This window comes from Edwardsiella hoshinae NBRC 105699 = ATCC 33379 (assembly GCF_000474215.1).
Classification (GTDB): domain Bacteria; phylum Pseudomonadota; class Gammaproteobacteria; order Enterobacterales; family Enterobacteriaceae; genus Edwardsiella; species Edwardsiella hoshinae.
In genome coordinates this window covers 43,422-68,512 of sequence record NZ_BAUC01000008.1, presented here as the reverse complement: position 1 = coordinate 68,512, position 25,091 = coordinate 43,422, and the positions used below count along the sequence as shown (strand labels likewise).

Genomic DNA, 25,091 nt, shown 5'->3' with positions numbered 1-25,091 from the left:
GGGCCGCCGCGAGCCGCTGGCGGGTCTCGTCATCGTGCCACCAACGCTGGGCCGCCTCGCTACGCTGAAACTCTGCTACGCGGTTGACATCAATGTAGATGATGTTCAGCCAACGACGCGAGGAGGGACTGTAGGGGCTGATACTATCCGGGTTGGCCGGGTACAGGGCATGGATCGGGTTCAAGCCGATGAAGGCCCCTCCGCGTAGGGCTATCTGCTCAACCATTTGAGCGAGATCGCCGAAGTCGCCGATCCCCCAGTTGGCTGCCGAACGTAGGGTGTAGAGCTGGATACACGCGCCCCAGAGTTTACGTCCGGTCAACAGCGCATCGGGTTCATAGCAGCGAGTCGGGGTGATGATCAGCGGGCATTGCCACTGTTGTTCTCCATCATTCAGCTGTAGGCGATGATAACCCAGCGGCAGTTGGGGTGGCAGGGCTAACTGTTTGCGGCGTTTCAGCCGCCCTTGATGGGCGGGCTGAGTCTCATTTTCTAGGAGCAACGCCCACTGGTAGTCCCCGCTCTGTTGCAGGGTAAGCGTGGTACTGCCGCCTTGAGCGGCGACCAGCACGGCGGGCAGTGGACCCGCGAGAGGCACCGGCGTAGGCATCGCATCAAGCAGGCGCTGCTTGGTCTGTGCGCTGATGGCCTGACTACGACCATGGGCGTTGATGTAGCTGCTGGCAATCCCGGCCTTGGATGCCCGCTGTTCCAGAGTGGTTTGCGTCGGTGCGCGTTGCATGGCGACTCCTTAACGCTGGCGTTGCCAGATGCGTTGCTGATAGTCGCGGATAGCTCGATCTGCGCTAAACATGCCGACGCGCGCGGTATTAAGGATGGTTTTTTCCGTCCATGCCTCGCTATCGCGATAGAGGGTATCCACCCTGGCTTGTACCTGACAGTAGTCGGCGAAGTCAGCCAACACCAGATAGGGATCGCCCCCCTGGAGCAGGCTATGCAGCATCATGTCGAAAGCATGACTATCGCCCTGGCTATAGTGGCCGGAAGCGAGTTCGTCGATGATCGCCTTCAGTCGTTTATCCTGACGATAGATTTTTTGTGGCTGGTAGCCGGCGGCGAGCGTGGCTTTCACCTGCTCCACCGTTTGACCGAAGATGAAGATGTTGTCGGCACCGACTTGCTCGGCGATCTCGACGTTGGCGCCATCCAACGTGCCCACGGTCAGCGCCCCATTGAGGGCCAGTTTCATGTTACCCGTGCCTGAGGCCTCTTTGCCCGCAGTGGAGATCTGCTCGGAGACATCGGCGGCCGGGATCATCATCTCCGCCAAGGAGACACGGTAATCCGGTAGGAAGGCGACCTGGAGGCGGTCTTTGACGCGCGGGTCATGATTGATCACCTCGGCCACGCGATTGATCGCGTAGATGATGTTTTTCGCCAGGTAGTAGCCTGGTGCGGCCTTGGCTCCGAACAGGAAAAGACGCGGCACGCGATCGGCGTTGGGATTAGCGCGCAGCTCATGGTACAGCGCTAGGATATGCAACAGGTTGAGGTGTTGACGCTTATATTCATGTAGACGCTTAATCTGGACGTCGAAGATGGCGTCGGTATTCAGGATCAGCCCCTGAGTCTGCTTCACATAGCGCGCCAGGGCGACCTTGTTCTGCTGTTTGATCTGGCGATATTGTTCACGGAACCCCGCCTGTGCAGCGTAAGGCTCCAGTTCGCGTAGCACGGTTAAATCGTTGGCCCATTCGCGTTGTAGGGTGCGATCGATCAGCCCGGCGAGGGCGGGGTTACACTGCTTCAGCCAACGTCGAGGCGTGATCCCGTTGGTGACATTATGGAATTTCTGCGGCCACAATTGATAGTACTCGGGGAACAGATCGCTCTTGACCAGTTCGGAGTGCAATTGGGCCACGCCGTTGACGGCGAATCCGGCGACGACGCACAGGTTAGCCATGCGAATTTGCTTGTCGTGGATGATGGCGATGCGTTGCCAGATTGCCTTATCACCCGGCCAGTGTTGCTCAACCTGCTGCTGGAAGCGCTGGTTAATCTGGCGAATGATGTCGTGGTGGCGTGGCAGCAAACTGCGCAGCAGACTCTCGCTCCAGCACTCCAGGGCTTCCGGCATCAAGGTATGGTTAGTGTAGGCGAAAGTCTGGCTGGTGATCTCCCAGGCGCGATCCCAGGTCATGCCGTGCTCATCGAGGAGAATACGCATCAACTCGGGAATGGCGATGGTCGGGTGGGTATCGTTGAGCTGGATCACCTCATACTGTGGCAGCGCCTCAAGTTTCCGTCCGGCTAGGTGATGGCGGCGGAGGATGTCAGCCAGTGAGCAGGCACAGTGGAAGTATTGCTGCATCAGGCGCAGACGCTTGCCGGCCTGATGGTTATCGTTCGGATAGAGCACCTTGGTCAGCTTAGCGGCTTCGATACCTTGACGTTCGGCACGGAGGAACTGCCCACGATCGAAGCTGTCGAGATCGAAGGGATGATCGTGACAGGCGACCCATAGACGCAGCGGTTGGCTAATGCCATTGCGATAGCCGACGACGGGCAGATCGCGTGCCACGCCACGTAATGTCAGAGCCGGTTGCCAGCGAACCGTTCCGTTGTCACGCAGGAGTTTACCGCCTACGTTGACCTGGACATCCAACGCCCGGTTTTGGCGCATCCAGGGATACGCTTCGCGTCCCCAGGCATCTGGGCTTTCCTGCTGATGGCAGTCGCTGAAGGATTGGCGGAATAGGCCATACTGGTAGCACAACCCATAGCCGGTGGCCGGTTGTTTGACGCAGGCCATGGCATCGAGGAAGCACGCCGCCAGACGTCCGAGTCCTCCGTTACCCAGCGCCGGATCGACTTCTTGCTCCAGTAGGTCGCTGAGTTGTATGTCGTATTGCCCTAGCGCTTGCGCTACGGCGTCGTGCCATTCCAGATTGAGCAGGTTGTTGCCGGTGAGGCGGCCAATGAGAAACTCCATCGACAGGTAGTTCACATGGCGCTGGCCATCTGCCTCGACCCGGGCGGGCTGCGTCGCGGCGGCGAGTTGTTCGGCGCAGGCCTGACTGACCGCCTGCCACCACTGGCGAGCGTTCATTTGCTGCGCACTTTCCAGGCCCAATCCTTGCCAGTGGCGGGTCAGCGCCGCGTGGAAGGCGGCTTGATCGAACGGGGTATACGACATAGGCGTCTCTCTCAATGCGTCAAAATTGAAGTAGTAGGCATGATTCTCATCCTGACGATCCTGCCGGGGGAAAACATCCTCCCGCCGTTAGCTGCTCAGGGGAGGAGTCTTAGGGCGTAGTCTGAACTGTGATCCGTACCACGCCTTTACGCCGCAGGCGGCACGCTTCGTCGTAACGACAATGTATTTATGACGGATAAATAATACGTATTGGTGGCGATTGAGGCGCTAATTGTATGGACTCGCTGAAAAATGTGATCAGTAGCAACTTCCTGCGATCGCGCACGGAACCTCGGTTGCAATAGTGCGCACATTGTCAGACCTTAAAGAGCAGCCATTAATTACGAGGCGTGAAATAAATAGACGCGTAGTGGCGATTTCTGGGGCAGGATGGCACCTGCGCTACCTTGCTCGGCACGGGCTGAGCTGGCGTATAGGTGGCATCAGAATAGGGGCTGGCGATCATGCTGATTCCGTCAAAATTGAGCCGTCCCGCACGGCTACAAACTACGGTAGTACGGGAACAATTACTCACTCGCTTAGATGCGGCGCGTAATTACCGCTTGGTATTAGTGAATGGCCCGGCGGGCTATGGTAAGACGACGTTGATGGCGCAGTGGGCGCAGGAGAAAGCGCATCTGGGGTGGTATTCGCTGGATGAGAGCGATAACCAGCCGGAGCGTTTCGCCAACTACTTGATCGCCGCGATACAGCAGGCTACTGGCGGTCAGTGCGCCAAAAGCGAGGCGATGAGTCAGAAGCATCAATACGCCACGCTGTCCGCGTTATTTGCCCAGTTATTTATCGAGCTGGCGGAGTGGCCGACGCCGCTTTACTTGGTGATCGACGATTACCATCTCATCACGCATCCACAAGTGCATGAGGCGATGCGTTTTTTCCTTCGTCATCAGCCCGACAACCTCACATTGTGCTTGATGTCACGCACCTTGCCGCCGTTAGGTATCGCCAATCTGCGGGTGCGGGAGCAATTATTGGAAATCAACACACGCCAGCTGGCGTTTACCCATTCAGAAGCAGGCCAATTTTTCCATCAGCGCCTTAATGCTCCCTTGGCCGACGACGAGATGTATGCGCTGTGCGACGAGGTCGAAGGCTGGCCGACAGCGTTACAGTTGATCGCCCTATCGGCGCGTCAATCGTCGGCGCAGGCACAGGCTTCGGCCCGTCGTTTGGCACGCATCAATGCTACCCATCTGGCCGACTATTTGGCCGATGAGGTCTTGGATCGGGTCGACGATGATACCCGTGGTTTCCTGTTGCGTTGCTCGGTGCTACGTTCGATGAATGACGCCTTGATCTGTACCTTGACCGGCGAGGAGGAGGGGCAACAGCGCCTGGAGGAGCTAGAGCGGCAGGGGCTGTTCATCCACCGGATGGATGGGGAGGGCGAATGGTTCTGTTTTCACCCGTTGTTCGCCCATTTCTTACGTAATCGCTGTCAACGCGAGATGGTGACGGCGTTACCCCAACTGCATCGCAGCGCGGCACAGGGCTGGTTAAGTCAAGGATTTCCGGCGGAGGCGATTCATCACGCTCAAGCGGCCGGCGATATGGCGTTGTTGTGCGACATCCTGTTGCAGCATGCATGGAGTTTATTCCATCAATGTGAGCTGGCACTGCTGGAAGACTGTCTGAATGCGTTGCCCTACGACGCGTTGATCCAACATCCTAGTCTGGCGTTGTTGCAAGCTTGGCTGGCGCAGAGCCAGCATCGTTATAGCGAGGTGAATACTCTGTTGGCGCGCGCTGAGCAGGAGATGGCGCTACGTCAGATCACCCTGGATGCGGCGCTGCATGCCGAGTTTAATGCGCTGCGCGCCCAGGTAGCGATCAACGATGGTCGGCCGGATGATGCCGAGCGCCTGGCCACGGAGGCGTTGCGCTACCTACCGATCGGCAGTTACTACAGTCGTATCGTTAGCAGCTCCGTACTGGGCGAGGTACTGCACTGCAAGGGCATGCTGGCACGGGCCTTACCGATGATGCAGCAGACTGAGCAGGTGGCGCGTCGCCACCAGACCTACCATTACGCGCTCTGGGCCTTGCTACAGCAGAGCGAGATCCTGATTGCGCAAGGTTTCTTGCAGGCGGCTTACGAGACGCAGGATAAGGCGTTTGAACTGGTTGAGGAGCAACATCTGCAACAGTTGCCGATGCATGAGTTCCTGTTGCGTATTCGCGCCCAGGTACTGTGGTCGTGGATGCGGCTGGATGATGCGGAGCGCGCGGCGCGTGAGGGGCTGGCGGTCCTGGCAAATTTCGAGCCGCAGCAACAGTTACAGTGCCTAGCGCTGTTGGCGAAGTGTTCGCTGGCGCGGGGCGATCTGGATAACGCCGGGCAGCATCTGCGCCGTTGCGAAGCGTTGTTGCAGTCGGGTAGCTACCATAGCGATTGGTTGGTGAATGCCGATAAGGCACGAGTGATCTACTGGCAGATCACCGGTGATCGCCAGGCGGCCGGCAATTGGCTATTACAGGCGGTGCGTCCGGCAGCACCGGATAACCATTTCCTCCAGGGACAGTGGCGCAATATCGCCCGAGTACAGATTATGTTGGGGCAATATGAGGAGGCGCAAGCGGTACTAGAGGCGTTGAACAGCGCTGCGCGCCGTTTGCGGCTGGTGAGCGATCTCAACCGTAACCTGTTGCTGAGCAATTTGTTGTATTGGCATATGGATCGGAAGAGTGAGGCGTTGCGTGTATTGATGGAGGCGTTGAGCCTAGCCAATCGTACTGGCTTTGTCAGCCACTTCGTTATTGAAGGTGAAGTGATGGCTCAGCAGTTGCGTCAGCTGTTACAGCTCAATACCCTACCCGAGTTGGAGGTGCATCGGGCCCAGCGTATCCTGCGTGATATTAACCAACATCATCGACATAAATTTGCGCATTTCGACGAGAAATTTGTCGAGCGGTTGTTGAATCATCCTCAGGTTCCGGAATTGATCCGCACCAGCCCGCTGACTCAGCGTGAATGGCAAGTATTGGGGCTGATCTATTCGGGTTATAGTAACGAGCAGATCGCCGACGAGTTGACGGTTGCCGCCACCACCATTAAGACCCATATTCGTAATCTGTACCAGAAGCTAGGGGTGACGCACCGTCAGGAAGCGGTGCGCCAGGCGCAGGACATCATGCGTCTGATGGGCTATGGGGTCTGAGTCGGCATTATTAGCGCCAGATCAAGAGGACGCAGGCGGCGGTGAGGGCGCCCATCGCCAGGTTGAACGTGAACCAGGCACGCCGGCTTTGCAGTAGGCGTCCGATCAGCGTGCCGAAGCCGAGCCACAGGAGACCGGCGATGAGATTAATCAGCGCCATCGCCAGGCTGATGAGTGCCACGCTCGTCGGATAGTGGGCTCCGGGGAGAGTAAAGCTGGTGACCGCGCCCAGCGTCATCAGCCAGGCTTTCGGGTTGAGAAATTGGAGCAGCCACCCTTGATGCCAGCGGATAGGGCGCTGCGGTGGTGTATTTTTCTGTGGCGGTAGCGTCAGGCGGGTATAGCGTGAAGTTGCCACTTTCCAGGCGATATATAACAGGTAGAGACTGCCCGCCCCCTTGAGTAGGGTATGCAGCGTCGGGTAGAGCAATAACACGCCGCCGATGCCGAAGGCGATCAACAACAGCAGCGTCTGCATGCCTAGGATAATGCCCAGCATCAAGGGGAGGGAGACGCGCCAGCCGAGATTGGCGCCGGAGGTGGTCAGCAATAGGTTGTTAGGGCCAGGGGTGATCGCCGCAACCCATAGAAATCCGAGTAGAGAGAGGAACAGGGTGCTGTCCATACCATTTGGCTCCGCATCACGGGGAAAGAGATGTTTTGACCCTAACAGTGTGCTATTGATGATACAACGCGTCTTTCGATGAATTTTCTTCCGTTACTATGAGTGCCACGCCGTTTTCGCCCGCGCCTCTGCTGCGCAATCCGCATCTCCAGACACTATTGCCGCGTCTGTTGCGTCGTCGCATCGCGTTGACGCCCGTCTGGCAGCGTCTCACGCTACCGGACGGCGACTTCGTCGATCTGGCTTGGAGTGAGGCGCCGCTCAGCGCGCGTCATAAACCACGGGTCGTGTTGTTTCATGGCTTAGAGGGCGGGTTTTATAGTCCTTATGCCCATGGCTTGCTGCACGCGTGTCGCGCGGCCGGTTGGCTGGCGGTGGTGATGCATTTTCGTGGCTGTAGTGGTGAGCCTAACTTGCTGCCGCGTTTTTATCATTCGGGGGAGACCGGCGATGCGCGTTTCTTTCTCACCTGGCTACAACAGACGCTGGGTGAGGTTCCGACGGCGGCGGTCGGTGTTTCCCTCGGTGGTAATATGCTGGGCTGTTATCTGGCGGAGGAAGGGACGCGCGCGCCGTTGACGGCGGCGGTGCTGGTCTCGGCGCCATTACAACTGGCGGCCTGCGCTGCGCAGTTGGAGAGGGGGGCGGGGCGTGTTTACCAGCGTTACTTGTTACATGAGCTCAAGCGCAGCGCGTTGCGCAAACAGCGTTGTTATCCCCAGTTGTGCGCGCTCGATCCGCAGCAGATCCGGCGCTTGCGCCGGTTGCGCGAGTTCGATGAGCAGATTACGGCGCCATTGCATGGTTTCGCCGGAGCGGATGACTATTATCGACGCTGTAGTGCGTTACCGCGTCTGGCGGCCATCCGCCAGCCATTGTTGATCCTCCAGGCGCGTGACGATCCTTTCATGACGGCGGCGGTGATCCCGGATAGGGCACGGCTACCGGCTAATATCGACTATCAGCTAACCGAATTCGGCGGGCACGTCGGCTTCATCAATGGCACGCTACGGCGTCCGTCCCTGTGGCTGGAGCAGCGTATTCCTGAATGGTTAGCGCGTTATTTGGAGTCAATGACGTGATTATTCCTTGGCGAGATATCGCCCCGGCAACGTTGGACAATTTGATCGAAGCCTTCGTGTTGCGTGAAGGTACCGACTATGGCGAGCAGGAGAAGAGTCTGGCGCAGAAGGTTGAAGATGTGCGCCAACAGCTGATAAGCGGCGAGGCCGTAGTCGTTTGGTCTGAACTTCATGAAAGCGTCAATATTATGGCGCGTAGCCAGTTTAACGGGGGGGATTAGCGTCCATGGCTCGCCTTTCTTGGTGACTTAGCGCAGGCTACTGTGCAAATAAAGTGCAAAAATAATTCCGTTAGAAAAAAAAACGCGCTGAACAGTGAGCTATCCCATGCTGAAACGAGACAGTGCGAGACAGTTGGGTCAAGCTATGCTACAAACTAAGCCGACATGCACCTTTAATGGAATGAAGCGGGTATAGATCAATAAGGTCGGGTAGCAACTCCCTTAGGCTAACAACACTATATTCGACAAGTGCACTGCTATAACAGGTTACTAGGCAGTTTCCCGGCTCCGCCGCCTGGTGGGGCACGTTTGGCGCACGGGGATGCGATAACAACAGAGGATAATAGCGAATGGTTCTCGGCAAACCACAAACAGACCCAACCCTTGAATGGTTCCTGTCCCATTGCCATATTCATAAGTATCCGTCAAAAAGTACGTTGATTCACCAAGGTGAAAAAGCGGAGACGCTTTATTACATCGTTAAGGGATCTGTCGCGGTACTGATAAAGGATGAAGAGGGCAAGGAGATGATCCTCTCTTACCTGAACCAGGGCGATTTCATTGGTGAGTTGGGCTTGTTTGAGGAAGGACAGGAGCGCAGTGCCTGGGTACGGGCGAAAACCGCCTGTGAGGTGGCTGAAATTTCTTATAAGAAATTCCGCCAGTTGATCCAGGTAAACCCGGATATCTTGATGCGCCTGTCCGCTCAGATGGCGCGTCGTCTGCAAGTAACGTCAGAGAAGGTCGGCAACCTGGCTTTCCTCGACGTCACCGGTCGCATTGCCCAGACGCTGTTGAATCTGGCGAAGCAACCGGATGCGATGACGCACCCGGATGGCATGCAGATCAAGATCACGCGTCAGGAGATCGGCCAGATCGTCGGTTGTTCACGCGAAACTGTCGGTCGTATCCTGAAGATGCTGGAGGATCAGAATCTGATCTCCGCACACGGTAAAACCATCGTCGTCTACGGGACGCGATGATTTTTCGCCCGCGCCACCTCCGTGGCGCGGAACGCTTTCCATCCTCAGGATGGTGCTCATGTGGCGGCGGTTTATCTACCACCCAGAAGTGAACTATGCACTGCGTCAGACGCTGGTCTTGTGTCTGCCGGTGTTATTCGGGTTGGTGATCGGCCAATTGCAACAAGGGTTGCTGTTCTCGTTGGTTCCTGTCTGCTGTAACATTGCAGGTCTTGATACACCTCACAAACGCTTCTTTAAACGTTTAGCCGTGGGCGGGACGTTGTTCGCGCTCGGTAGCTTTCTTTTGCAATTGGCTTTGTTGTGGCAGGTTCCCGTACCGCTGGCGATGTTGCTATTGGCATTGTTGCTGGGGGTCAACGGGGAGATCAGTCCGCTGCATGCCCGTCTATTGCCTGCCGCATTGGTGGCGACGATCTTTACCCTCAGCATGGTCGGCATGGTACCCATCTGGCAAGCGCCGCTATTGTATCTGGTGGGGACCATCTGGTACGGCGCCTTCACCTGGTTCTGGTTTATCTTATGGAAGGGACAACCGATCCGCGAGACACTGAACCAGCTCTATGTGGAGTTGGCCGATTACATCGAGGCCAAGTACAGCCTACTGACGCAGCATAGCGATCCGCAGACGGCTTTGCCGCCCCTGTTACATCGCCAGCAGAAAGTGATGGATCTGATTAGCGTGATCTACCAGCAGATGCATATGCTGTCTCTGGTCCATAACCCGGAGTACAAGCGCCTAGTGCGTTATTTTCAGGTGGCGCTCGATCTGCAAGAGCACATCACCGTTAGCCTCTCGCAGCCGGAAGAAGTTCAGACACTGGTGGCTCAGAGTCAAGCCGAAGCGATCATCCGGCGCAATGCCCAAGTCGTGGCCGGGCGTCTGCGAGTCGTGGCGGATGACATCTTGTATCACCGTTATCCGCAACATTTCTCCATGCAGTTCGAGGTTGCCGCGTTGGAGAAACTGGCTAACCGTTACCCAGACAATCCGGTGGGGCAGTTCTGTTTGCATCACTTTAGTCGTATGGCACGTCTGTTGGAGCGTCAGCGCCCACTCTACCAGCGCCAGCTGATGGCGACCCAGCAGCGCCTACCTTTCTGGCCGGCGCTGCGCGCCTATTGCTCGCCGAAATCTGGCGCGTTGCGCAATGCGCTGCGTCTCGGATTGACGTTGGCCGCGGGGAGCGGCTTGGGGATGCTGTTGGCATTGCCTAAATCCTACTGGATCATGCTGACTACCATGCTGGTGATCCAGAACGGTTATAACGCGACGCGGGTACGGATTCAGCATCGCGCGATGGGGACCTTCGCCGGCTTGATCATTGCTGCTGGATTGTTACAGCTGGCACTGAGTGAATATGTGATGCTGTTGGTGATGTTGCTGGTGACATTGGGGGCTTATCTGGTGTTACGGAAAAACTATGGTCTCGCGGTCATCGGCTTCACGATCAGCGCGGTGTTTACCTTACAGTTGCTGGCGCTGAATGGGTCACACTTCCTGGTGCCGCGGCTGGTGGATACCTTACTGGGCTGCATCCTCGCCTTTGCGAGTACCATCTGGTTGTGGCCACAATGGCAGAGCGGTCTATTGCGTAAAAACGCTCACCAGGCACTGGAAGCTTATCAGGACGAGTTGCGCCTACTGCTCTCTGCCGCAGCGGGCGTCAGCGAGTTGGCCTATGCCCGCATGCGCAGCAACCAGGCACAGAATACGCTTTACTCCTCCTTGAGCCAGGCAATGCAGGAGCCGGGCTTCGATTCACGCTATCTGGCGGATATGCGCCTATGGATCACCCATAGTCAGTTTATCGTCGAACATCTGAATGCCATGACTATCTTGGCACGGGAACACTATATGCTGACACCACGCTTGGCGCAGGACTACTTGCAGTGTGGCGAGATCGCGCTGCAATTGTGCCAGCAGCGTCTGGAGCACGATGGCCCGAGCAGCAATGATAACCAGGCGATTCCGATCCCAGAGCCGCAACAGGGTATGCCGATGACACCGATGGAGGTTCATCTGCGTCGCATCCTGTCACATCTGCGCACCATGCATACCATCTCCTCGATCGCCTGGCGTCAGCGCCCGCATCATGGGCTATGGCTCAGCCGTCGGTTACGTGATTGAGTGGCGGATGACACGCTTGTTGTCTTGGCGAAGGCATTGCCTGCTGGGGCGCGGTCGCGTCTCATAACGAAACCGGCCGCGCGAGGCGCGGCCGGCAGATCTGGCGTTGGACGGGTTACCCGTCGTGTCGCGGGCGAGCGATTAATAGTAAGAGTGATCGCCGCGTTGGTGTTCGGTCAGATCGCGCACCCCTTTGAGTTCTGGGAAGCGTTGCAGCAACTCTTTTTCGATCCCCTCTTTTAAGGTGTAATCCACCATCGAGCAGCCGTTACAACCGCCACCAAATTGTAGGATGGCATAGCCGTCATCGGTGATTTCCATTAGCGAGACGCGACCGCCATGGCCGGCCAGTTGCGGGTTGATCTGCGATTGCAGGATATACTCCACGCGCTCGATCAGCGGCGCATCGTCGGCCACCTTACGCATCTTGGCGTTGGGTGCCTTCAGGGTTAGTTGGGAACCGAGCTGATCGGTAACGAAATCGATCTCGGCGTCTTCCAGAAACGGCGCACTGATTTCGTCGACATAGGCGCTTAGCCGTTCAAAATCCAGCTTATGATCATTGGCCTCGACGGCATCCGGCGGACAATACGAGACGCCGCATTCGGCGTTGGGCGTGCCGGGATTAATGACAAAAACCCGGATCTGAGTCCCCGGTTCCTGATTTGCCAGCAATTTGGCAAAGTGCTCTTGCGCTGCTTCGGTAATACGGATCATGGCATCTGCTCAATAGTTGACTTCTCCGGTCGGTTATAATACGCCGATCGTAAAATGCTCACAAGGTGCGACACAGGCAGATAACCTCTACCGACATCACACCTTGTGCGATTAATTGTAGGCTGATTTCGCTTAAGGTACTGCCGGTGGTGATCACGTCATCGACCAGTAATACGCGGCGTCCGGCCAAGGCGGGATGGCAGACGAAAGCGCCGCGCAGATTGCCCCGCCGCTCGGCGGCACTTAGCCCCTGTTGCGCCGGTGTCGAACGAACGCGTCGTAACCAGTACGGGTGGTAATCTGTCTGTAGCCAGTGAGCTAATGGGCGCGCCAGTTCGGCAGACTGATTGTAGCCGCGCTGCCAGTGACGTAGCCAGTGCAGGGGGACTGGTAGCAGCAGGTCGGGGCGTGTCGTAAGCAGACCGCGCCGTACCTGAAGATAGCGCAACAACATCAGACGCGCCAAGGGGGAGGCCAGCGGCCACTCGCCACGGTATTTGAAGCGCTGGATCAGGGTGGCCAGCGGCGGTTGATAGTCACCGATAAAGATCAGCCGTTGCCAGGGGGGCGGCCGTTGTAGACAGCGACCACAGAGTTGGCTGGGATCGGTGCTGGGCAAGCCGCAGCGTGGACAGCAGGGCGGGGGGCGGGGGAGCGCTCGGCGGCAGGAGCTACAGATACCGACAGGCGCGCGTAGTGGAAGGCGGCAGATCGCACAGCGGCCATGAAGTGATACCATGAGGCTTTTCCTGATAGGATCAAGATGAAAGGAGACGATAACCGATGAGCGCGCTGTATTGGCATCGTTGCGGGAGCGGGAAACACGATCTTGTGCTGCTGCACGGTTGGGGGCTGAATGGCGAGGTTTGGCGTTGCATTTTGCCTCGGCTCTCCACACAGTTTCGTCTGCATGTGGTCGATCTGCCAGGATATGGTCGCAGTGAGGCAAGCTCCAGTTTTTCGCTGGAAGCGATGACGCAACAGCTCTTGGCACAGGCGCCGCAGCAGGCCATCTGGCTAGGATGGTCGCTGGGGGGGTTGTTAGCCATGATGGCGGCGCTGAGCCAACCGTGGCGTTTGCGCGGGCTGGTCACCGTGGCTTCCTCACCTTGTTTTACGGCACAGGCCGACTGGCCGGGGATTAACGGTACGGTGTTACAGGGCTTTCAACAGCAACTGAATGCAGACTTCTCGCGTACGGTCGAACGTTTCCTGGCGTTGCAGACTCTGGGCAGCGAGAGTGCGCGCCAGGATGCTCGCACCCTGAAGTCGGTGGTGCTGGCGCAGCCGATGCCTTCATCTGCGGTGTTGAACGCCGGGCTGGCGATATTGCGCGCTGCCGATCTGCGTCCCCGGTTAAGTGAGGTGACGATGCCGTGGCTGCGTCTCTATGGCGCGCTGGATGGCTTGGTGCCGCGTCGGGTGGCATCACGGGTAGATGCGCTCGCGTTGCAGGGAGATTCACTGATTTTCCCTGCGGCGGCGCATGCGCCCTTTATCTCTCATCCCGAGCTATTCTGTACGGCGTTGTGCGACTTTGCTGGCGCGTTGACGCCGGAATAAAAAAACAGCCGCATGTGCGGCTGTGAAGTCGGCTGGTGGGACGTGTTTAGCGCGTCCGAGCCTGGTAGATGAGCGTTTGGCATTTCCTCTGTGCTTCGGGGCAGCTTTTGCAGCTGCCGTTTAGGCAGCCGCTATCGATATCGTCGACCTTTTCTACACAGCCCATTTGCTCCAGGCGTTCCAGCATGGCGCGTACCATGGCCGGTGTACCACCGACCTCACGGCATAGACGTTGTAGTTCGATGCGTCCATGCAACGTAACGGTATCTCGGACTTGTAGCAACGTAGTCATGATCGTGCTCCGTTACACCGCTTAGTGGCAGTTGCCACGGTTATTGCAGCAGCAGCTGGCACTGGCAACGTTGCTCAAGCGCACAGTGACCCGATCGCGGGAGCGGCGCAGTATGACCAGCAGTGCCAGGTTGAACACGATGACGGCGCTGATAGCGATCAAGCTGTAATCGGGATGAGCGTTGAAGTTCACCACCTGGTAGTACAGGGTCGCCAGTGAGTAAGCTACATTCAGTCCCCAACCGATGGAGAACAGCATCCAGCCGCGGCTACTTTCGCGGGCGATAGCCCCCATGACCGAGACACAGGGAACATACAGCAGGACGAAGATCAGGTACGCATAGGCGGCGCTGATGCTACCAAACTTACTGCTCATTACTCCCATGGAGCTGCTACCCATCTCACCGTCACCCTTACTGGCCTCGATCGGGTTGGAGAGTACGCTGATGCTGAATGTGTCCTTCAGGCCCTGCCAGGTTTCATCCAGCGCCTCTTTCAGTCCACCGACCAGGCTGTAGCTTTGCGCATCGAACTCCTCTTCATTGATATGTTCGGCGGTGTACAGGGTATTCAGTGTACCGACCACCACCTCTTTCGCCATCGCCCCGGTGATCAGGCCGACAGTCGCTTGCCAGTTGTCCTCTTTGACGCCGATCGGTTGCAGCAGCGGTGTTAACACTTTACTGGTCGCCGCCAGCGCCGAATCGTTGAGATCGCTGACTGGCTTACCGCTAAAGGAGAAACTGTTTAGCGCTCCGATGACGATACTGACGATGATGATGACGCGTCCGGCTCGGACTACGAATGCCTTCAGGCGCTGCCAGGTTTGCAGCAGCAGGCTCTTCAGATGCGGCACATGGTAGACCGGCATCTCCATCACGAAGGGCGAGGCATCGCCGCGCATCAGGGTGTGCTTCAGCATCAGCCCGGTCAGGATCGCCATGACAATGCCCAGCAGGTAGAGCGAGAACACCACGAAGGCACCATTCTGTCCGAAGAAGGCGGCGGAGAAGACAGCGAAGATAGCCAGACGGGCACCGCAAGACATGAAGGGCGCCATCAGCACGGTGATTAGCCGTTCACGTGGCGCATCCAGGGTTCGGGCTCCCATCACCGACGGGACGTTACAGCCGAAGCCGACGATCAATGGGACGAACGATTTCCCCGGCAAGCCTAACGCCTGCATCATACGGTCGACCACGAAGGCGGCACGGGCCATATAGCCGGAGTCTTCCAGGAAAGAGAGGAAGAGATACATCATGCCGATCTGTGGCACTAACGGTAGGACGGTATTGATACCGCCTCCGACGCCCTGGGCCAGGAAGATGGTGAGCCAATCGGGGAAGTTTAACGTGGCGCCCAACCACTGAATACCCTGAATAAACAGGGTAGCGGAGCCGATGTCGAACAGCGGTTGTAATGCTCCGCCGATGTTGATGGCCAGCAGGAACATCAGGTACATCACCAAGAGGAAGATAGGGATCCCCAGCCAGCGGTTGAGGATCACCCGGTCTAGTTTTTCCGTCAGGCGGTTAGGTTGGGCCTGTTGGCTGTTGCTGACCGCATCACAGATATCGGTGATGCTTTGATAGCGTGCGTTGGCGATGATCAGCGCCGGATCGTCTTGCAAGGTGCGTTGCAGGGTTTCGCGTACCTCGGGCAATAATGCCAGGGCATTGCTGGCTCGTGATGAGCTATAGATGTCGCCTTCTAAGAGTTGCAGGGCGATCCAGCGGCGTTGTTGCATGGTCAGGGAATCGGGCATGACCTGCGACAGACGGTCGACCTGATTGAGCAACAGTTGCGGATAATCGACCAATGCCTCGACCGCGCAGACTGGCGGCATGTCGATGGCACGCTTCAGGGCGCACACGCCTTCGCTACGGGTGGAAACCATCGGGATCACCGGACAGCCGAGTCGCTTGGAGAGTGCGTCAATATCGATCTCGATCTGTTGGCTACGGGCAATATCCAACATATTGAGCGCGACGATGCAGGGAATACCTAGTTCTAGCAGTTGTAGGGTCAGGTAGAGGTTACGCTCCAGATTGGAGGCATCCACCACGTTGATGATCAGATCCGCATCACCGCTGAGGATGTAGTGGCAGGCGATCTGCTCATCAAGCGACGTTTGCTCGGAGATGGTGGTCAACGAGTAGGTCCCGGGCAGGTCGACCAGCTTGACCTGATGTTCCGGCGTGTTGAATTGCCCCTCTTTACGTTCGACGGTGACGCCAGCCCAATTGCCGACACGCTGACGAGCGCCAGTCAACTGGTTGAATAACGTCGTTTTCCCTGAGTTGGGGTTACCGATTAACCCGATGGTCAATTGTTTCATAATTTACTGTTTTTTGGCCAAGACTGACACCGGCACGGGTGTCGATAACCCGCGCTATCCCATAAACATGTTGCCGCCCTGTGGTAAGGGGGCGTGGATGTATTATTGCGCGCCGACGGCAGCAGCCGGTGCGGCGTCGTGTGCGGCATGCCGCGCCTGCTCCAGCGGCTCGATGTTGAGCAACGCGAGATCTTTTTTCCGTAAGACCAAGCTGACTCGGCGAGCCTTCACTTCAATCGGGTCACCCAGCGGAGCGATGCGTACCACCGTAAAAGGTGCGCCTGGTAGGAACCCCAGCGAGAGTAGTTTTTGGCGATAGGCGGGGCTGATGGACGGCGAGAAGCCGAGAATTTTGTATTGATGACCCGGAAGAAGCTGGTGCATATAAACCTTCTTACTTGTTACGACAGTCATTGCGTTGGGCCGGCGTGCGGAGGTGCAATGATACGCTGCGGCATACTTACGACATTCAGCAAGTTGATGCCTGCATGCCAGTCAATACGTAGTATAATTAAATTGATAACTATTTGCATCCGCATTTGGCACTAAACGTCATGCGACGCGTGTCGATGACATCGGCATGGTAACGCGGTACATAACCTGTACCATGGCTGTGTTTTAGCACTATTTTAGCAATACAGCAAATGAGAATCATTCGTTAAAAAGGTTAACGATATGTACCTGCTTTTTGTAGGGTCTTTTGGCGTGCTTAACGATGCGGCGAGAAGATTGTGGCAAATAGCCAACCGAAAATTATTTTTTTATTGTTTTTTATCATATGGATATCTTTAAACATCTGGCATGTATTCTGGCAGAGCATCGCGATGGCGGTTGTGTTATGGCCGATGCGGTATACGTGTTTTAATGCTCGAACGTAACAACTTATTCACTTTTTTATGCGATTGACAGCGCATGCGCAGCTGAGATTGCGATGGCGTCTCATTTAGATTTGTATTTTGTGATATTGGTCACGCCCTCTTACGAGAGGGCGTGACCCGCGAACTCAGCGTTTCAGTTTACCCAGTGCCGCCGCTAACGCATCACCCATGGCGCTGTTGCTGCTACTGGCGCTACGCTCGTTACGTCCCTGAGGGTGCCGTGTCGGGCGCGATGACGGGCGGGCTCGCTCACCGTTGCGCTCAGCCATTGGCCGTCGGCTACCACTCTCGCCCGGCTGCTCGTCTAAGCGCATGGTTAAGGCGATACGCTTACGCTCCAAGTCGACCTCTAGCACCTTGACCTTGACGATATCACCCGCCTTGACCACCTTATGCGGGTCGTCGACAAACTTGTGGGCGAGGGAGGAGATATGTACCAAGCCATCCTGATGTACACCGATATCGACAAAAGCACCGAAGTTGGTGACGTTGGTGACACAGCCCTCCAGGATCATACCGACGCTCAGATCGTTCAGGGTTTCGACCCCCTCGGCGAAGGTGGCGGTCTTGAACTCCGGGCGTGGGTCGCGCCCTGGTTTCTCCAACTCACGTAGGATATCGCTGACGGTCGGGACGCCGAAACGCTCATCGGTAAAGTCCTTGGCGCTCAGGCCGCGTAGCGCGTCCGGGTTACCCATCAATAGCGCCAGACTCTGCTCAGTTTTCGCCAGGATGCGCTCAACTACCGGGTAGGCCTCGGGGTGCACCGTTGACGCATCCAGCGGGTTATCGCCATGGGTAATACGCAGGAAACCGGCACACTGTTCGAAAGCTTTGGGCCCGAGGCGACTGACCTTGAGCAGTTGTTCGCGGTTAGTGAAGCGACCATTGGCGTCGCGCCAGGCGACGATGTTTTGCGCCATCAGGCGCGATAGACCGGCGACGCGGGTTAGCAAGGCGACCGAAGCGGTATTCAGATCGACGCCCACGGCGTTAACACAGTCTTCTACGACCGCATCCAGCTTGCGCGCCAACAGGCTTTGGCTGACATCGTGTTGATACTGACCCACTCCGATGGATTTGGGATCGATCTTCACCAGTTCCGCCAACGGATCTTGCAGACGACGGGCGATGGAAACCGCGCCACGCAGCGAGACGTCCAGGTCGGGGAACTCTTGTGCGGCCAGTTCCGAGGCGGAATAGACCGAGGCGCCAGCCTCGCTGACGATCACCTTTTGCGCCGTTACCTGCGGGTATTGGCGTTGGACCTCGGCATAGAAGCGATCTGTTTCACGCGAGGCGGTGCCGTTACCGATGGCGACTAGCTCGACGCCATGCTTTTGGCACAGATGGGCGACACTGGCCGCCGCCTTGGCGCTTTGTCCGGTGTGCGGGTAAATGGTATCGGTAGCGACCAGCTTACCGGTGGCATCGACCACGGCCACTTTGACCCCGGTACGCAAGCCGGGATCCAGACCCATGGTGGCGCGCAGTCCGGCCGGTGCCGCCATCAGCAGATCGTGGAGGTTACGGGCGAAGACGTTGATCGCCTCCTCTTCCGCGCGTTCGCGTAGGGCCGTCATCAATTCGGTCTCCAGGTGCAGCAACACCTTGACGCGCCAGGTCCAACTAACCACCGCCTTACGCCAGGCATCCGCCGGCGCGTGGGCCAGGCGTAACCCGAGGTGATCGGCGATAAGCTGCTCGCCATAGCTTTCCCGCGGCGGTTCGTCGAACTGGGGATCGGGATTGAGGGACAACTGCAAAATTCCCTCATTGCGGCCACGGAACATGGCTAGCGCACGGTGTGAGGGGACGCTAGCGAGCGGTTCGTGGTGATCGAAGTAATCGCGGAATTTCGCCCCTTCCTCGGCCTTGCCTTCGCTGACACGCGCAACCAGATGCGCGTTTTTCCACAGGTAATCGCGGACTTTGGCCAGCAGCGCGGCATCCTCGGCGAAACGCTCCATCAGGATGTAACGGGCGCCATCTAAGGCGGCCTTGGCGTCAGCCACACCCTTAGCGGCGTCGATATACTGCATAGCCAGCGCTTGGGGATCGTGTTGTGGCTGTTGCCACAGCGTCTCGGCCAACGGCTCCAGTCCGGCTTCGATGGCTATCTGTCCACGTGTACGGCGTTTGGGTTTATAGGGTAGATAGAGGTCTTCCAGTTCAGTCTTGCTCTGCGTGGCCAGGATCGAGGCTTCCAGCGCGCTGTTTAATTTACCCTGTTCAGTGATGGACTTGAGAATGGTAGCGCGGCGCTCTTCCAGTTCGCGCAGATAGATCAGGCGGCTTTCGAGTTGACGCAGTTGGGTATCGTCCAACCCACCGGTGGCCTCTTTCCGATAGCGCGCGATAAACGGTACCGTGTTGCCTTCGTCCAGGAGGCGAATGGCGGCGTCAACCTGCTCGGTGCGCGCCTGAAGTTCAGTTGCGATAATGCGGCTTAATGCATCATTCATAGCGTTAGATAGATCGTCTTGATGGATAAAAGCCAGGCCCCGTGATACGGAGCCGAGCGTGAAAATACCAGTACCGCGCCAGCGATAGGCGGCTGGCGTGGCGGGAGAGCGGTTAGGCTTTGGCATACTCGATGGCGTTGACATACCACACCGCCTCGCCAGACGGCGTGATAACGGTGGCTGCGTCGCCAACCTCTTTCTTCAACAGGGCGCGCGCCATCGGTGAGTCAATGGAGATATAGTCGTTACGGCCAAAGATTTCATCATAGCCGACGATGCGGAAACGTTTGGTCAGCCCATCATCGTTTTCGACCTCGACCCACGCACCGAAGAAGACCTTGCCATCCTGTTGAGGGGAATAGTCGACGATTTTCAGTATCGACATGCATTTGCGTAGATAGCGGACCCGGCGATCGATTTCACGCAGGCGTTTCTTGTTGTATTGATAGTCGGCGTTCTCACTGCGATCGCCGAGACTGGCGGCCCAAGTCACTTTCTTGGTGACCTCCGGGCGCTCTTCGCGCCACAAGTAGTCCAGCTCCTGTTTGAGTTTGTCGTAACCTTCTCGGGTAATCAGCGGGGTTTTCATCTGTCATAACCTGAAAATGGAGGACGCCGGGATGCCATATTGCCCGATGCCGCATTGCATCGTCTTGCCCGGCGCGCTACGGTGGATAGCGCTGCGCCACAGCCTAACGCATTTTGCCAGCGCGGGCGAATAATTGGCGCGATAGTGCGGCCAACCTAGCGTAACCATAAGATAAATAACCTTTGTAACAATTTAGGCTAGAATATAAACCATTATCTGCTGTTTGAATAAAGCGAGTTTTCTGACAATAGATCGCTACGCGGGCGCGCGCTATTCTGGCGGGCGATAACCTGACTACACATACAGATATATAGACAAGCGCCGGGCTTTCTGCCTTTGGGAGTACACCATGCAAGAAAATTACAAAATTCTGGTTGTTGATGACGATATGCGTCTGCGGGCATTGCTGGAGCGTTACCTGACTGAGCAGGGGTTCCAAGTACGTAGCGTCGCTAACGCCGAGCAGATGGACCGTCTGCTGACGCGAGAGTCCTTCCATTTGATGGTGCTGGATCTGATGCTGCCGGGCGAGGATGGCTTGTCAATTTGCCGCCGCTTGCGTAGCCAGAGCAACCCGATGCCGATCATCATGGTGACGGCGAAGGGGGAAGAGGTGGATCGCATCGTCGGGCTGGAGATCGGGGCGGATGACTATATTCCTAAGCCGTTTAACCCTCGTGAGCTGCTGGCGCGTATCCGTGCGGTGTTGCGTCGTCAGGCTAACGAGCTGCCGGGAGCACCGTCGCAGGAAGACGCGGTGATAAACTTCGGTAAGTTCAAGCTCAATCTGGGTACCCGTGAGATGTTCCGCGACGACGAGCCGATGCCGTTGACCAGCGGCGAGTTCGCGGTGCTCAAGGCGCTGGTGAGTCACCCGCGTGAGCCGCTCTCCCGCGATAAGCTGATGAACCTGGCGCGCGGGCGCGAGTACAGTGCGATGGAGCGCTCTATCGACGTGCAGATCTCCCGTCTGCGTCGCATGGTCGAGGAGGACCCGGCTCATCCTCGCTATATCCAGACCGTATGGGGTCTGGGCTATGTCTTTGTTCCTGATGGCAGTAAAGCATGAGACGATTGCGTTTCTCGCCGCGCAGCTCTTTTGCCCGAACCCTACTGCTGATCGTCACCCTGCTGTTTGTCAGCTTGGTGACCACCTATCTGGTGGTACTGAACTTCGCGATTTTGCCGAGTTTGCAGCAATTTAATAAGGTATTGGCCTATGAGGTGCGGATGCTGATGACGGATAAGCTCCAACTGGAAGATGGTACCCAGTTGGAGGTTCCGCCGGCGTTTCGCCGCGAGATTTACCGCGAGCTTGGTATTTCGCTGTACACCAATTCGGCGGCGGAAGAGAATGGGCTTCGCTGGGCGCAGCATTATCAGTTTTTAAGTCAACAGATGGCCCAGCAACTGGGCGGGCCGACAGATGTCCGGGTCGAAATCAGCAAGAATACGCCGGTGGTATGGTTGAAGACCTGGCTATCCCCCGATATCTGGGTGCGCGTACCGTTGACCGAGATCCATCAAGGCGACTTCTCGCCGTTGTTCCGCTATACCTTGGCGATCATGCTGTTGGCGATCGGCGGAGCCTGGCTCTTCATCCGTATCCAAAATCGTCCCTTGGTGGAGTTGGAGCATGCCGCCTTGCAGGTAGGGAAAGGACAGATCCCGCCACCGCTGCGGGAGTATGGTGCCTCGGAGGTGCGCTCGGTGACACGGGCGTTTAATCAGATGGCCGCGGGGGTCAAGCAGTTGGCGGATGATCGCACCCTGCTGATGGCTGGAGTCAGCCACGATCTCCGTACCCCGTTGACACGTATCCGCTTGGCGACGGAGATGATGAGTCCCGAGGATTCTTATTTGGCGGAGTCGATCAACAAGGATACCGAGGAGTGTAACGCCATCATTGAGCAGTTTATCGATTACCTACGTACCGGGCAGGAGATGCAGACGGAGTCGTGCGATCTGAATGGGATCTTGACCGAGGTCGTGGCGGCGGAAAGCGGCTATGAACGGGAGATCGACACGGCGTTGGCCGATGGCGAACTGCTGATTGACGCACATCCGCTGTCTATCAAGCGTGCCGCTGTCAATATGGTGGTCAATGCGGCGCGCTACGGCAACGGTTGGATCCGTGTCAGCAGCGGCCGTGAGGGAGCCCGCGCCTGGTTCCAGGTGGAAGATGATGGGCCAGGGATCGACGATGAGCAGTTAGCCCATCTGTTTCAGCCTTTTGTGCGTGGCGAGAGCGCACGCACCACCAGTGGTACTGGCCTTGGCTTGGCGATCATTCAGCGCATCATCGATGCCCACCATGGCAGTTTGGATATCGGTCGTAGCGAGCATGGCGGGTTGAAGATCCGCGCCTATCTTCGCCTGGTGTCACAATTAGTGCCGGAGGAGCGTGGTGTCAAGCCACGGAGCGCTGGGCGGCGTAAAGAGCGTAGCTAACGACGGTGCCAAAGTAAAAAGAGGATGCCTTTGGGCATCCTCTTTTTTCTAGCGCCTCGCGGCGATCGTTATCGACGCCGTCATACGGTTAACATTGTGGGCCGGCGTGAACCAGCGCGGCACCGGCAGGCGTGTCGGTGTACTTATCGAAGTTAGTGATAAAGCGCTGGGCCAGATCCTGCGCCTTCTCTTGCCATATCGCTGGGGTGGCGTAGGTAGCGCGCGGATCGAGGATCGCCGGATTGACGCCGGGTAGCGAGGTCGGAACCGCCAGATTAAAGATGGGTAGGGTGAACGTCTCTACCTGATCGATATCACCGTTGAGGATGGCGTCAATGATCGCGCGCGTATCCTTGATTGAAATGCGTTTCCCGCTCCCGTTCCAGCCCGTGTTAACCAGGTAGGCCTGAGCGCCAGCGGCTTGCATCCGTTTCACTAAGACCTCAGCGTATTGGGTCGGGTGTAGAGTGAGGAATGCGGCGCCGAAGCAGGCGGAGAAAGTCGGCGTCGGTTCGGTCACACCGCGCTCGGTACCGGCCAGTTTGGCGGTGAAGCCCGACAGGAAATGGTATTGAGTCTGGTCGGCGGTTAGACGAGAAACCGGCGGTAATACGCCGAAGGCGTCGGCAGTCAGGAAGATCACTTTCTTAGCATGACCAGCTTTCGAGACAGGTTTTACGATGTTCTTAATATGATAGATGGGGTAGGAGACGCGGGTGTTTTCCGTCTTGCTTCCGTCATCGAAATCGACGCTGCCATCGGCGAGGACGGTGACGTTTTCTAATAGGGCATCGCGCGTGATGGCGTGATAAATATCCGGCTCCGCCTCGGCGGAAAGCTTGATGGTCTTGGCGTAGCAGCCGCCCTCGAAGTTAAACACCCCATCGTCGTCCCAACCATGTTCATCGTCGCCAATCAGACGGCGTTTGGGATCGGTGGAGAGGGTGGTTTTCCCGGTGCCGGAGAGACCGAAGAAGATGGCCACATCGCCTTGCTCACCGACATTGGCCGAACAGTGCATCGAGGCAATGCCTTTTAACGGCAGCAGGTAGTTCATGATGGAGAACATCCCTTTCTTCATCTCGCCGCCGTACCAGGTCCCGCCGATTAATTGCATACGCTCAGTTAGGTTAAACGCGACGAAGTTTTCGGAGTTCAGCCCCTGCTCTTGCCATTGCGGATTGGTGCATTTGGCGCCGTTCATCACGATAAAGTCGGGTTCGAAATCGATTAATTCGTCAGCGTCGGGACGGATAAACATATTTTTGACGAAATGAGCCTGCCAGGCGACTTCGGTGATGAAGCGCACCTTCAGACGGCTATCCGGGTTAGCGCCGCAGTAGGCATCGATCACAAACAGGCGTTTGTTCGCGAGTTGGCGCGTGACCAACCCTTTGAGATGCTGCCATATTTCGGGAGATAAGGGATGATTGTCGTTCTTACCTTTACCTTGATCAGACCACCAAACGGTGTCGCGCGTGGTGTCATCGCGTACTAGGTATTTATCCTTGGGGGAGCGTCCGGTGAAGATGCCGGTGTCTACGGCGACGGCACCTAATGTGGTAACGGTGCCGCGCTCATAACCTTGCAGGCCGGGGGCGGTCTCTTCTTTAAACAAGAGGTCGTAATCGGGATTATAAACAATTTCAGTAACATCAGTGATGCCATAGGAGGCGAGATCAGCTGCGGTTAAGCCAGAGGCATGCATTACACTACTCCTTGTAGGTTATTTTTATCTGCGCCTACTGTAAGTCGTTGCTTTTTTGTTAACCGAGAGAATCATCAAAAAAACCAAAATTCAGCGGAATCCATTTAGTGGTAAATTCTTCTATTTTGATAATGCCTGTCAGGATCAATTATTGCTGCCGTATTGCTCCCCAACAGGCTGACAGCACGTTAGTGAGTCAGCGTTGATGCGGGGCCTTCGTCCTTCTCCGTAGGTCGTCCCGAGGTGATCCAACCGAAGATACCGTCGGCCAGATGAAAGACATGACGGTAGCCGAGCGCCATGGCCATCTTGGCGGCATCATGACTGGCGAGGCAGAGTTTATTCGCACAGTAGAAGATCAAGGTCGCTTGCCGGTCACGAGGCAATAGGCTCTGCCAGTGCTCGCGGTTAATGTAGATGGCGCCGGGAATGCGCCCTTGCTGCCAGATCTCTGGGGTATTGACGTCCAGGAAATAGACATTGGGCTGGCCGAGTAACGCTTCGGCTGCTCGCATGCTGATGGGCGTTGGCTCCTGTGCGTCCTGAATGTTAGAGTGCGAGGGGGCGGCAAGGGGAGCGAGCGGGAAAAGCAGGCTAAGTGTAAGATAGAGAGCGAAGTGTGGGTGACGTAACATAAAATACTCCTTGTTGTTGATGTGGGCGATTGAGGGGGAAAGCGGGTGGGCGCCAGAGACGCCCACCGTATGCTGCGA

20 protein-coding genes are annotated in these 25,091 nt (G+C 56.9%); 8 read left to right on the top strand and 12 right to left on the bottom strand.

The window, feature by feature from the left end; all coding sequences use genetic code 11:
- Both EHO01S_RS03440 and malP read right to left on the bottom strand, forming a co-directional pair.
- A partial coding sequence (locus EHO01S_RS03440; protein WP_024522648.1) for a 4-alpha-glucanotransferase occupies positions 1-742 on the bottom strand: 742 nt, incomplete at its 3' end.
- A gap of 9 nt (positions 743-751) precedes the next feature.
- The gene (gene malP, locus EHO01S_RS03435) at positions 752-3,157 is read right to left on the bottom strand and encodes a maltodextrin phosphorylase (protein ID WP_024522647.1); all 2,406 of its coding nucleotides are present in this window, start codon (positions 3,155-3,157) and stop codon (positions 752-754) included.
- 464 nt (positions 3,158-3,621) lie between these two features.
- Between malP and malT the strand changes: the two genes are divergently transcribed.
- Positions 3,622-6,336, top strand: coding sequence for an HTH-type transcriptional regulator MalT (malT, locus tag EHO01S_RS03430; RefSeq protein ID WP_024522646.1), 2,715 nt, complete (start codon positions 3,622-3,624; stop codon positions 6,334-6,336).
- Between the two features lie 10 nt (positions 6,337-6,346).
- On the opposite strand, the gene EHO01S_RS03425 is transcribed toward malT, so the two are convergent.
- Positions 6,347-6,961: a LysE family translocator gene (locus EHO01S_RS03425; protein WP_024522645.1), complete on the bottom strand. Its 615-nt coding sequence runs from the start codon at positions 6,959-6,961 to the stop codon at positions 6,347-6,349.
- A 98-nt stretch (positions 6,962-7,059) separates the two neighbouring features.
- Here EHO01S_RS03425 and EHO01S_RS03420 point away from each other — a divergent pair, with 98 nt between their 5' ends.
- The 4 genes from EHO01S_RS03420 (at position 7,060) to EHO01S_RS03405 (ending at position 11,378) form a co-directional block, all read left to right on the top strand.
- Complete coding sequence (locus EHO01S_RS03420) at positions 7,060-8,043, top strand: hydrolase (RefSeq protein WP_024522644.1); 984 nt, start codon at positions 7,060-7,062, stop codon at positions 8,041-8,043.
- Complete coding sequence (locus EHO01S_RS03415) at positions 8,040-8,264, top strand: YheU family protein (RefSeq protein WP_024522643.1); 225 nt, start codon at positions 8,040-8,042, stop codon at positions 8,262-8,264. Before EHO01S_RS03420 ends, EHO01S_RS03415 begins: the two co-directional genes overlap by 4 nt.
- A gap of 350 nt (positions 8,265-8,614) precedes the next feature.
- Complete coding sequence (crp, locus tag EHO01S_RS03410) at positions 8,615-9,247, top strand: cAMP-activated global transcriptional regulator CRP (protein ID WP_000242755.1); 633 nt, start codon at positions 8,615-8,617, stop codon at positions 9,245-9,247.
- A gap of 58 nt (positions 9,248-9,305) precedes the next feature.
- Positions 9,306-11,378 carry a YccS/YhfK family putative transporter gene (locus EHO01S_RS03405; RefSeq protein WP_024522642.1) on the top strand — a complete coding sequence of 691 codons (2,073 nt, stop codon included), beginning with the start codon at positions 9,306-9,308 and terminating at the stop codon, positions 11,376-11,378.
- A gap of 141 nt (positions 11,379-11,519) precedes the next feature.
- On the opposite strand, the gene nfuA is transcribed toward EHO01S_RS03405, so the two are convergent.
- Positions 11,520-12,095, bottom strand: a complete 576-nt coding sequence (gene nfuA / locus EHO01S_RS03400) for a Fe-S biogenesis protein NfuA (protein WP_024522641.1) — start codon at positions 12,093-12,095, stop codon at positions 11,520-11,522.
- A 58-nt stretch (positions 12,096-12,153) separates the two neighbouring features.
- Positions 12,154-12,834 carry a double zinc ribbon domain-containing protein gene (locus tag EHO01S_RS03395; protein ID WP_024522640.1) on the bottom strand — a complete coding sequence of 227 codons (681 nt, stop codon included), beginning with the start codon at positions 12,832-12,834 and terminating at the stop codon, positions 12,154-12,156.
- A gap of 44 nt (positions 12,835-12,878) precedes the next feature.
- Between EHO01S_RS03395 and bioH the strand changes: the two genes are divergently transcribed.
- Complete coding sequence (gene bioH, locus EHO01S_RS03390) at positions 12,879-13,658, top strand: pimeloyl-ACP methyl ester esterase BioH (protein ID WP_024522639.1); 780 nt, start codon at positions 12,879-12,881, stop codon at positions 13,656-13,658.
- Positions 13,659-13,704: 46 nt separating this feature from the next.
- Here the strand turns inward: bioH and EHO01S_RS03385 are convergent, their stop codons facing one another.
- The 5 genes from EHO01S_RS03385 to greB form a co-directional block, all read right to left on the bottom strand.
- On the bottom strand, positions 13,705-13,950 hold the full coding sequence (locus EHO01S_RS03385; protein ID WP_024522638.1) for a FeoC-like transcriptional regulator: 246 nt from the start codon (positions 13,948-13,950) through the stop codon (positions 13,705-13,707).
- Between the two features lie 21 nt (positions 13,951-13,971).
- Positions 13,972-16,287: a Fe(2+) transporter permease subunit FeoB gene (gene feoB, locus EHO01S_RS03380; RefSeq protein WP_024522637.1), complete on the bottom strand. Its 2,316-nt coding sequence runs from the start codon at positions 16,285-16,287 to the stop codon at positions 13,972-13,974.
- A gap of 102 nt (positions 16,288-16,389) precedes the next feature.
- Positions 16,390-16,671 (bottom strand): ferrous iron transporter A, encoded by a 282-nt coding sequence (gene feoA / locus EHO01S_RS03375; protein ID WP_024522636.1) that lies wholly within the window; start codon positions 16,669-16,671, stop codon positions 16,390-16,392.
- A gap of 619 nt (positions 16,672-17,290) precedes the next feature.
- Positions 17,291-19,630: a Tex family protein gene (locus tag EHO01S_RS03365; RefSeq protein ID WP_024522635.1), complete on the bottom strand. Its 2,340-nt coding sequence runs from the start codon at positions 19,628-19,630 to the stop codon at positions 17,291-17,293.
- Positions 19,631-19,742: 112 nt separating this feature from the next.
- On the bottom strand, positions 19,743-20,219 hold the full coding sequence (greB, locus tag EHO01S_RS03360; protein ID WP_024522634.1) for a transcription elongation factor GreB: 477 nt from the start codon (positions 20,217-20,219) through the stop codon (positions 19,743-19,745).
- Positions 20,220-20,568: 349 nt separating this feature from the next.
- Here greB and ompR point away from each other — a divergent pair, with 349 nt between their 5' ends.
- Together ompR and envZ are read left to right on the top strand one after the other, a co-directional pair.
- A complete protein-coding gene (ompR, locus tag EHO01S_RS03355) occupies positions 20,569-21,288 on the top strand; it encodes an osmolarity response regulator transcription factor OmpR (RefSeq protein WP_005290509.1) in 720 nt (239 codons plus the stop codon).
- Positions 21,285-22,670: a two-component system sensor histidine kinase EnvZ gene (gene envZ / locus EHO01S_RS03350; protein ID WP_024522633.1), complete on the top strand. Its 1,386-nt coding sequence runs from the start codon at positions 21,285-21,287 to the stop codon at positions 22,668-22,670. The genes ompR and envZ overlap by 4 nt, the downstream gene beginning before the upstream one ends.
- An 88-nt stretch (positions 22,671-22,758) precedes the next feature.
- Here the strand turns inward: envZ and pckA are convergent, their stop codons facing one another.
- Together pckA and EHO01S_RS03340 are read right to left on the bottom strand one after the other, a co-directional pair.
- Entirely contained in the window at positions 22,759-24,378 is a 1,620-nt protein-coding gene (gene pckA / locus EHO01S_RS03345) for a phosphoenolpyruvate carboxykinase (ATP) (protein WP_024522632.1), read from the bottom strand.
- Positions 24,379-24,566: 188 nt separating this feature from the next.
- Positions 24,567-25,013, bottom strand: a complete 447-nt coding sequence (locus tag EHO01S_RS03340) for a rhodanese-like domain-containing protein (RefSeq protein ID WP_024522631.1) — start codon at positions 25,011-25,013, stop codon at positions 24,567-24,569.
- Between the last annotated feature and the right edge of the window lie 78 nt (positions 25,014-25,091).

What these genes read in the sequence shown, in the direction of transcription:
- malP (WP_024522647.1), bottom strand. Translation starts at nt 3,157, where the DNA reads ATGTCGTATACCCCGTTCGATCAAGCCGCCTTCCACGCGGCGCTGACC.
- malT (WP_024522646.1), top strand. Translation starts at nt 3,622, where the DNA reads ATGCTGATTCCGTCAAAATTGAGCCGTCCCGCACGGCTACAAACTACG.
- EHO01S_RS03425 (WP_024522645.1), bottom strand. Translation starts at nt 6,961, where the DNA reads ATGGACAGCACCCTGTTCCTCTCTCTACTCGGATTTCTATGGGTTGCG.
- EHO01S_RS03420 (WP_024522644.1), top strand. Translation starts at nt 7,060, where the DNA reads ATGAGTGCCACGCCGTTTTCGCCCGCGCCTCTGCTGCGCAATCCGCAT.
- crp (WP_000242755.1), top strand. Translation starts at nt 8,615, where the DNA reads ATGGTTCTCGGCAAACCACAAACAGACCCAACCCTTGAATGGTTCCTG.
- EHO01S_RS03405 (WP_024522642.1), top strand. Translation starts at nt 9,306, where the DNA reads ATGTGGCGGCGGTTTATCTACCACCCAGAAGTGAACTATGCACTGCGT.
- nfuA (WP_024522641.1), bottom strand. Translation starts at nt 12,095, where the DNA reads ATGATCCGTATTACCGAAGCAGCGCAAGAGCACTTTGCCAAATTGCTG.
- EHO01S_RS03395 (WP_024522640.1), bottom strand. Translation starts at nt 12,834, where the DNA reads ATGGTATCACTTCATGGCCGCTGTGCGATCTGCCGCCTTCCACTACGC.
- bioH (WP_024522639.1), top strand. Translation starts at nt 12,879, where the DNA reads ATGAGCGCGCTGTATTGGCATCGTTGCGGGAGCGGGAAACACGATCTT.
- EHO01S_RS03385 (WP_024522638.1), bottom strand. Translation starts at nt 13,950, where the DNA reads ATGACTACGTTGCTACAAGTCCGAGATACCGTTACGTTGCATGGACGC.
- feoB (WP_024522637.1), bottom strand. Translation starts at nt 16,287, where the DNA reads ATGAAACAATTGACCATCGGGTTAATCGGTAACCCCAACTCAGGGAAA.
- feoA (WP_024522636.1), bottom strand. Translation starts at nt 16,671, where the DNA reads ATGCACCAGCTTCTTCCGGGTCATCAATACAAAATTCTCGGCTTCTCG.
- EHO01S_RS03365 (WP_024522635.1), bottom strand. Translation starts at nt 19,630, where the DNA reads ATGAATGATGCATTAAGCCGCATTATCGCAACTGAACTTCAGGCGCGC.
- greB (WP_024522634.1), bottom strand. Translation starts at nt 20,219, where the DNA reads ATGAAAACCCCGCTGATTACCCGAGAAGGTTACGACAAACTCAAACAG.
- ompR (WP_005290509.1), top strand. Translation starts at nt 20,569, where the DNA reads ATGCAAGAAAATTACAAAATTCTGGTTGTTGATGACGATATGCGTCTG.
- envZ (WP_024522633.1), top strand. Translation starts at nt 21,285, where the DNA reads ATGAGACGATTGCGTTTCTCGCCGCGCAGCTCTTTTGCCCGAACCCTA.
- pckA (WP_024522632.1), bottom strand. Translation starts at nt 24,378, where the DNA reads ATGCATGCCTCTGGCTTAACCGCAGCTGATCTCGCCTCCTATGGCATC.
- EHO01S_RS03340 (WP_024522631.1), bottom strand. Translation starts at nt 25,013, where the DNA reads ATGTTACGTCACCCACACTTCGCTCTCTATCTTACACTTAGCCTGCTT.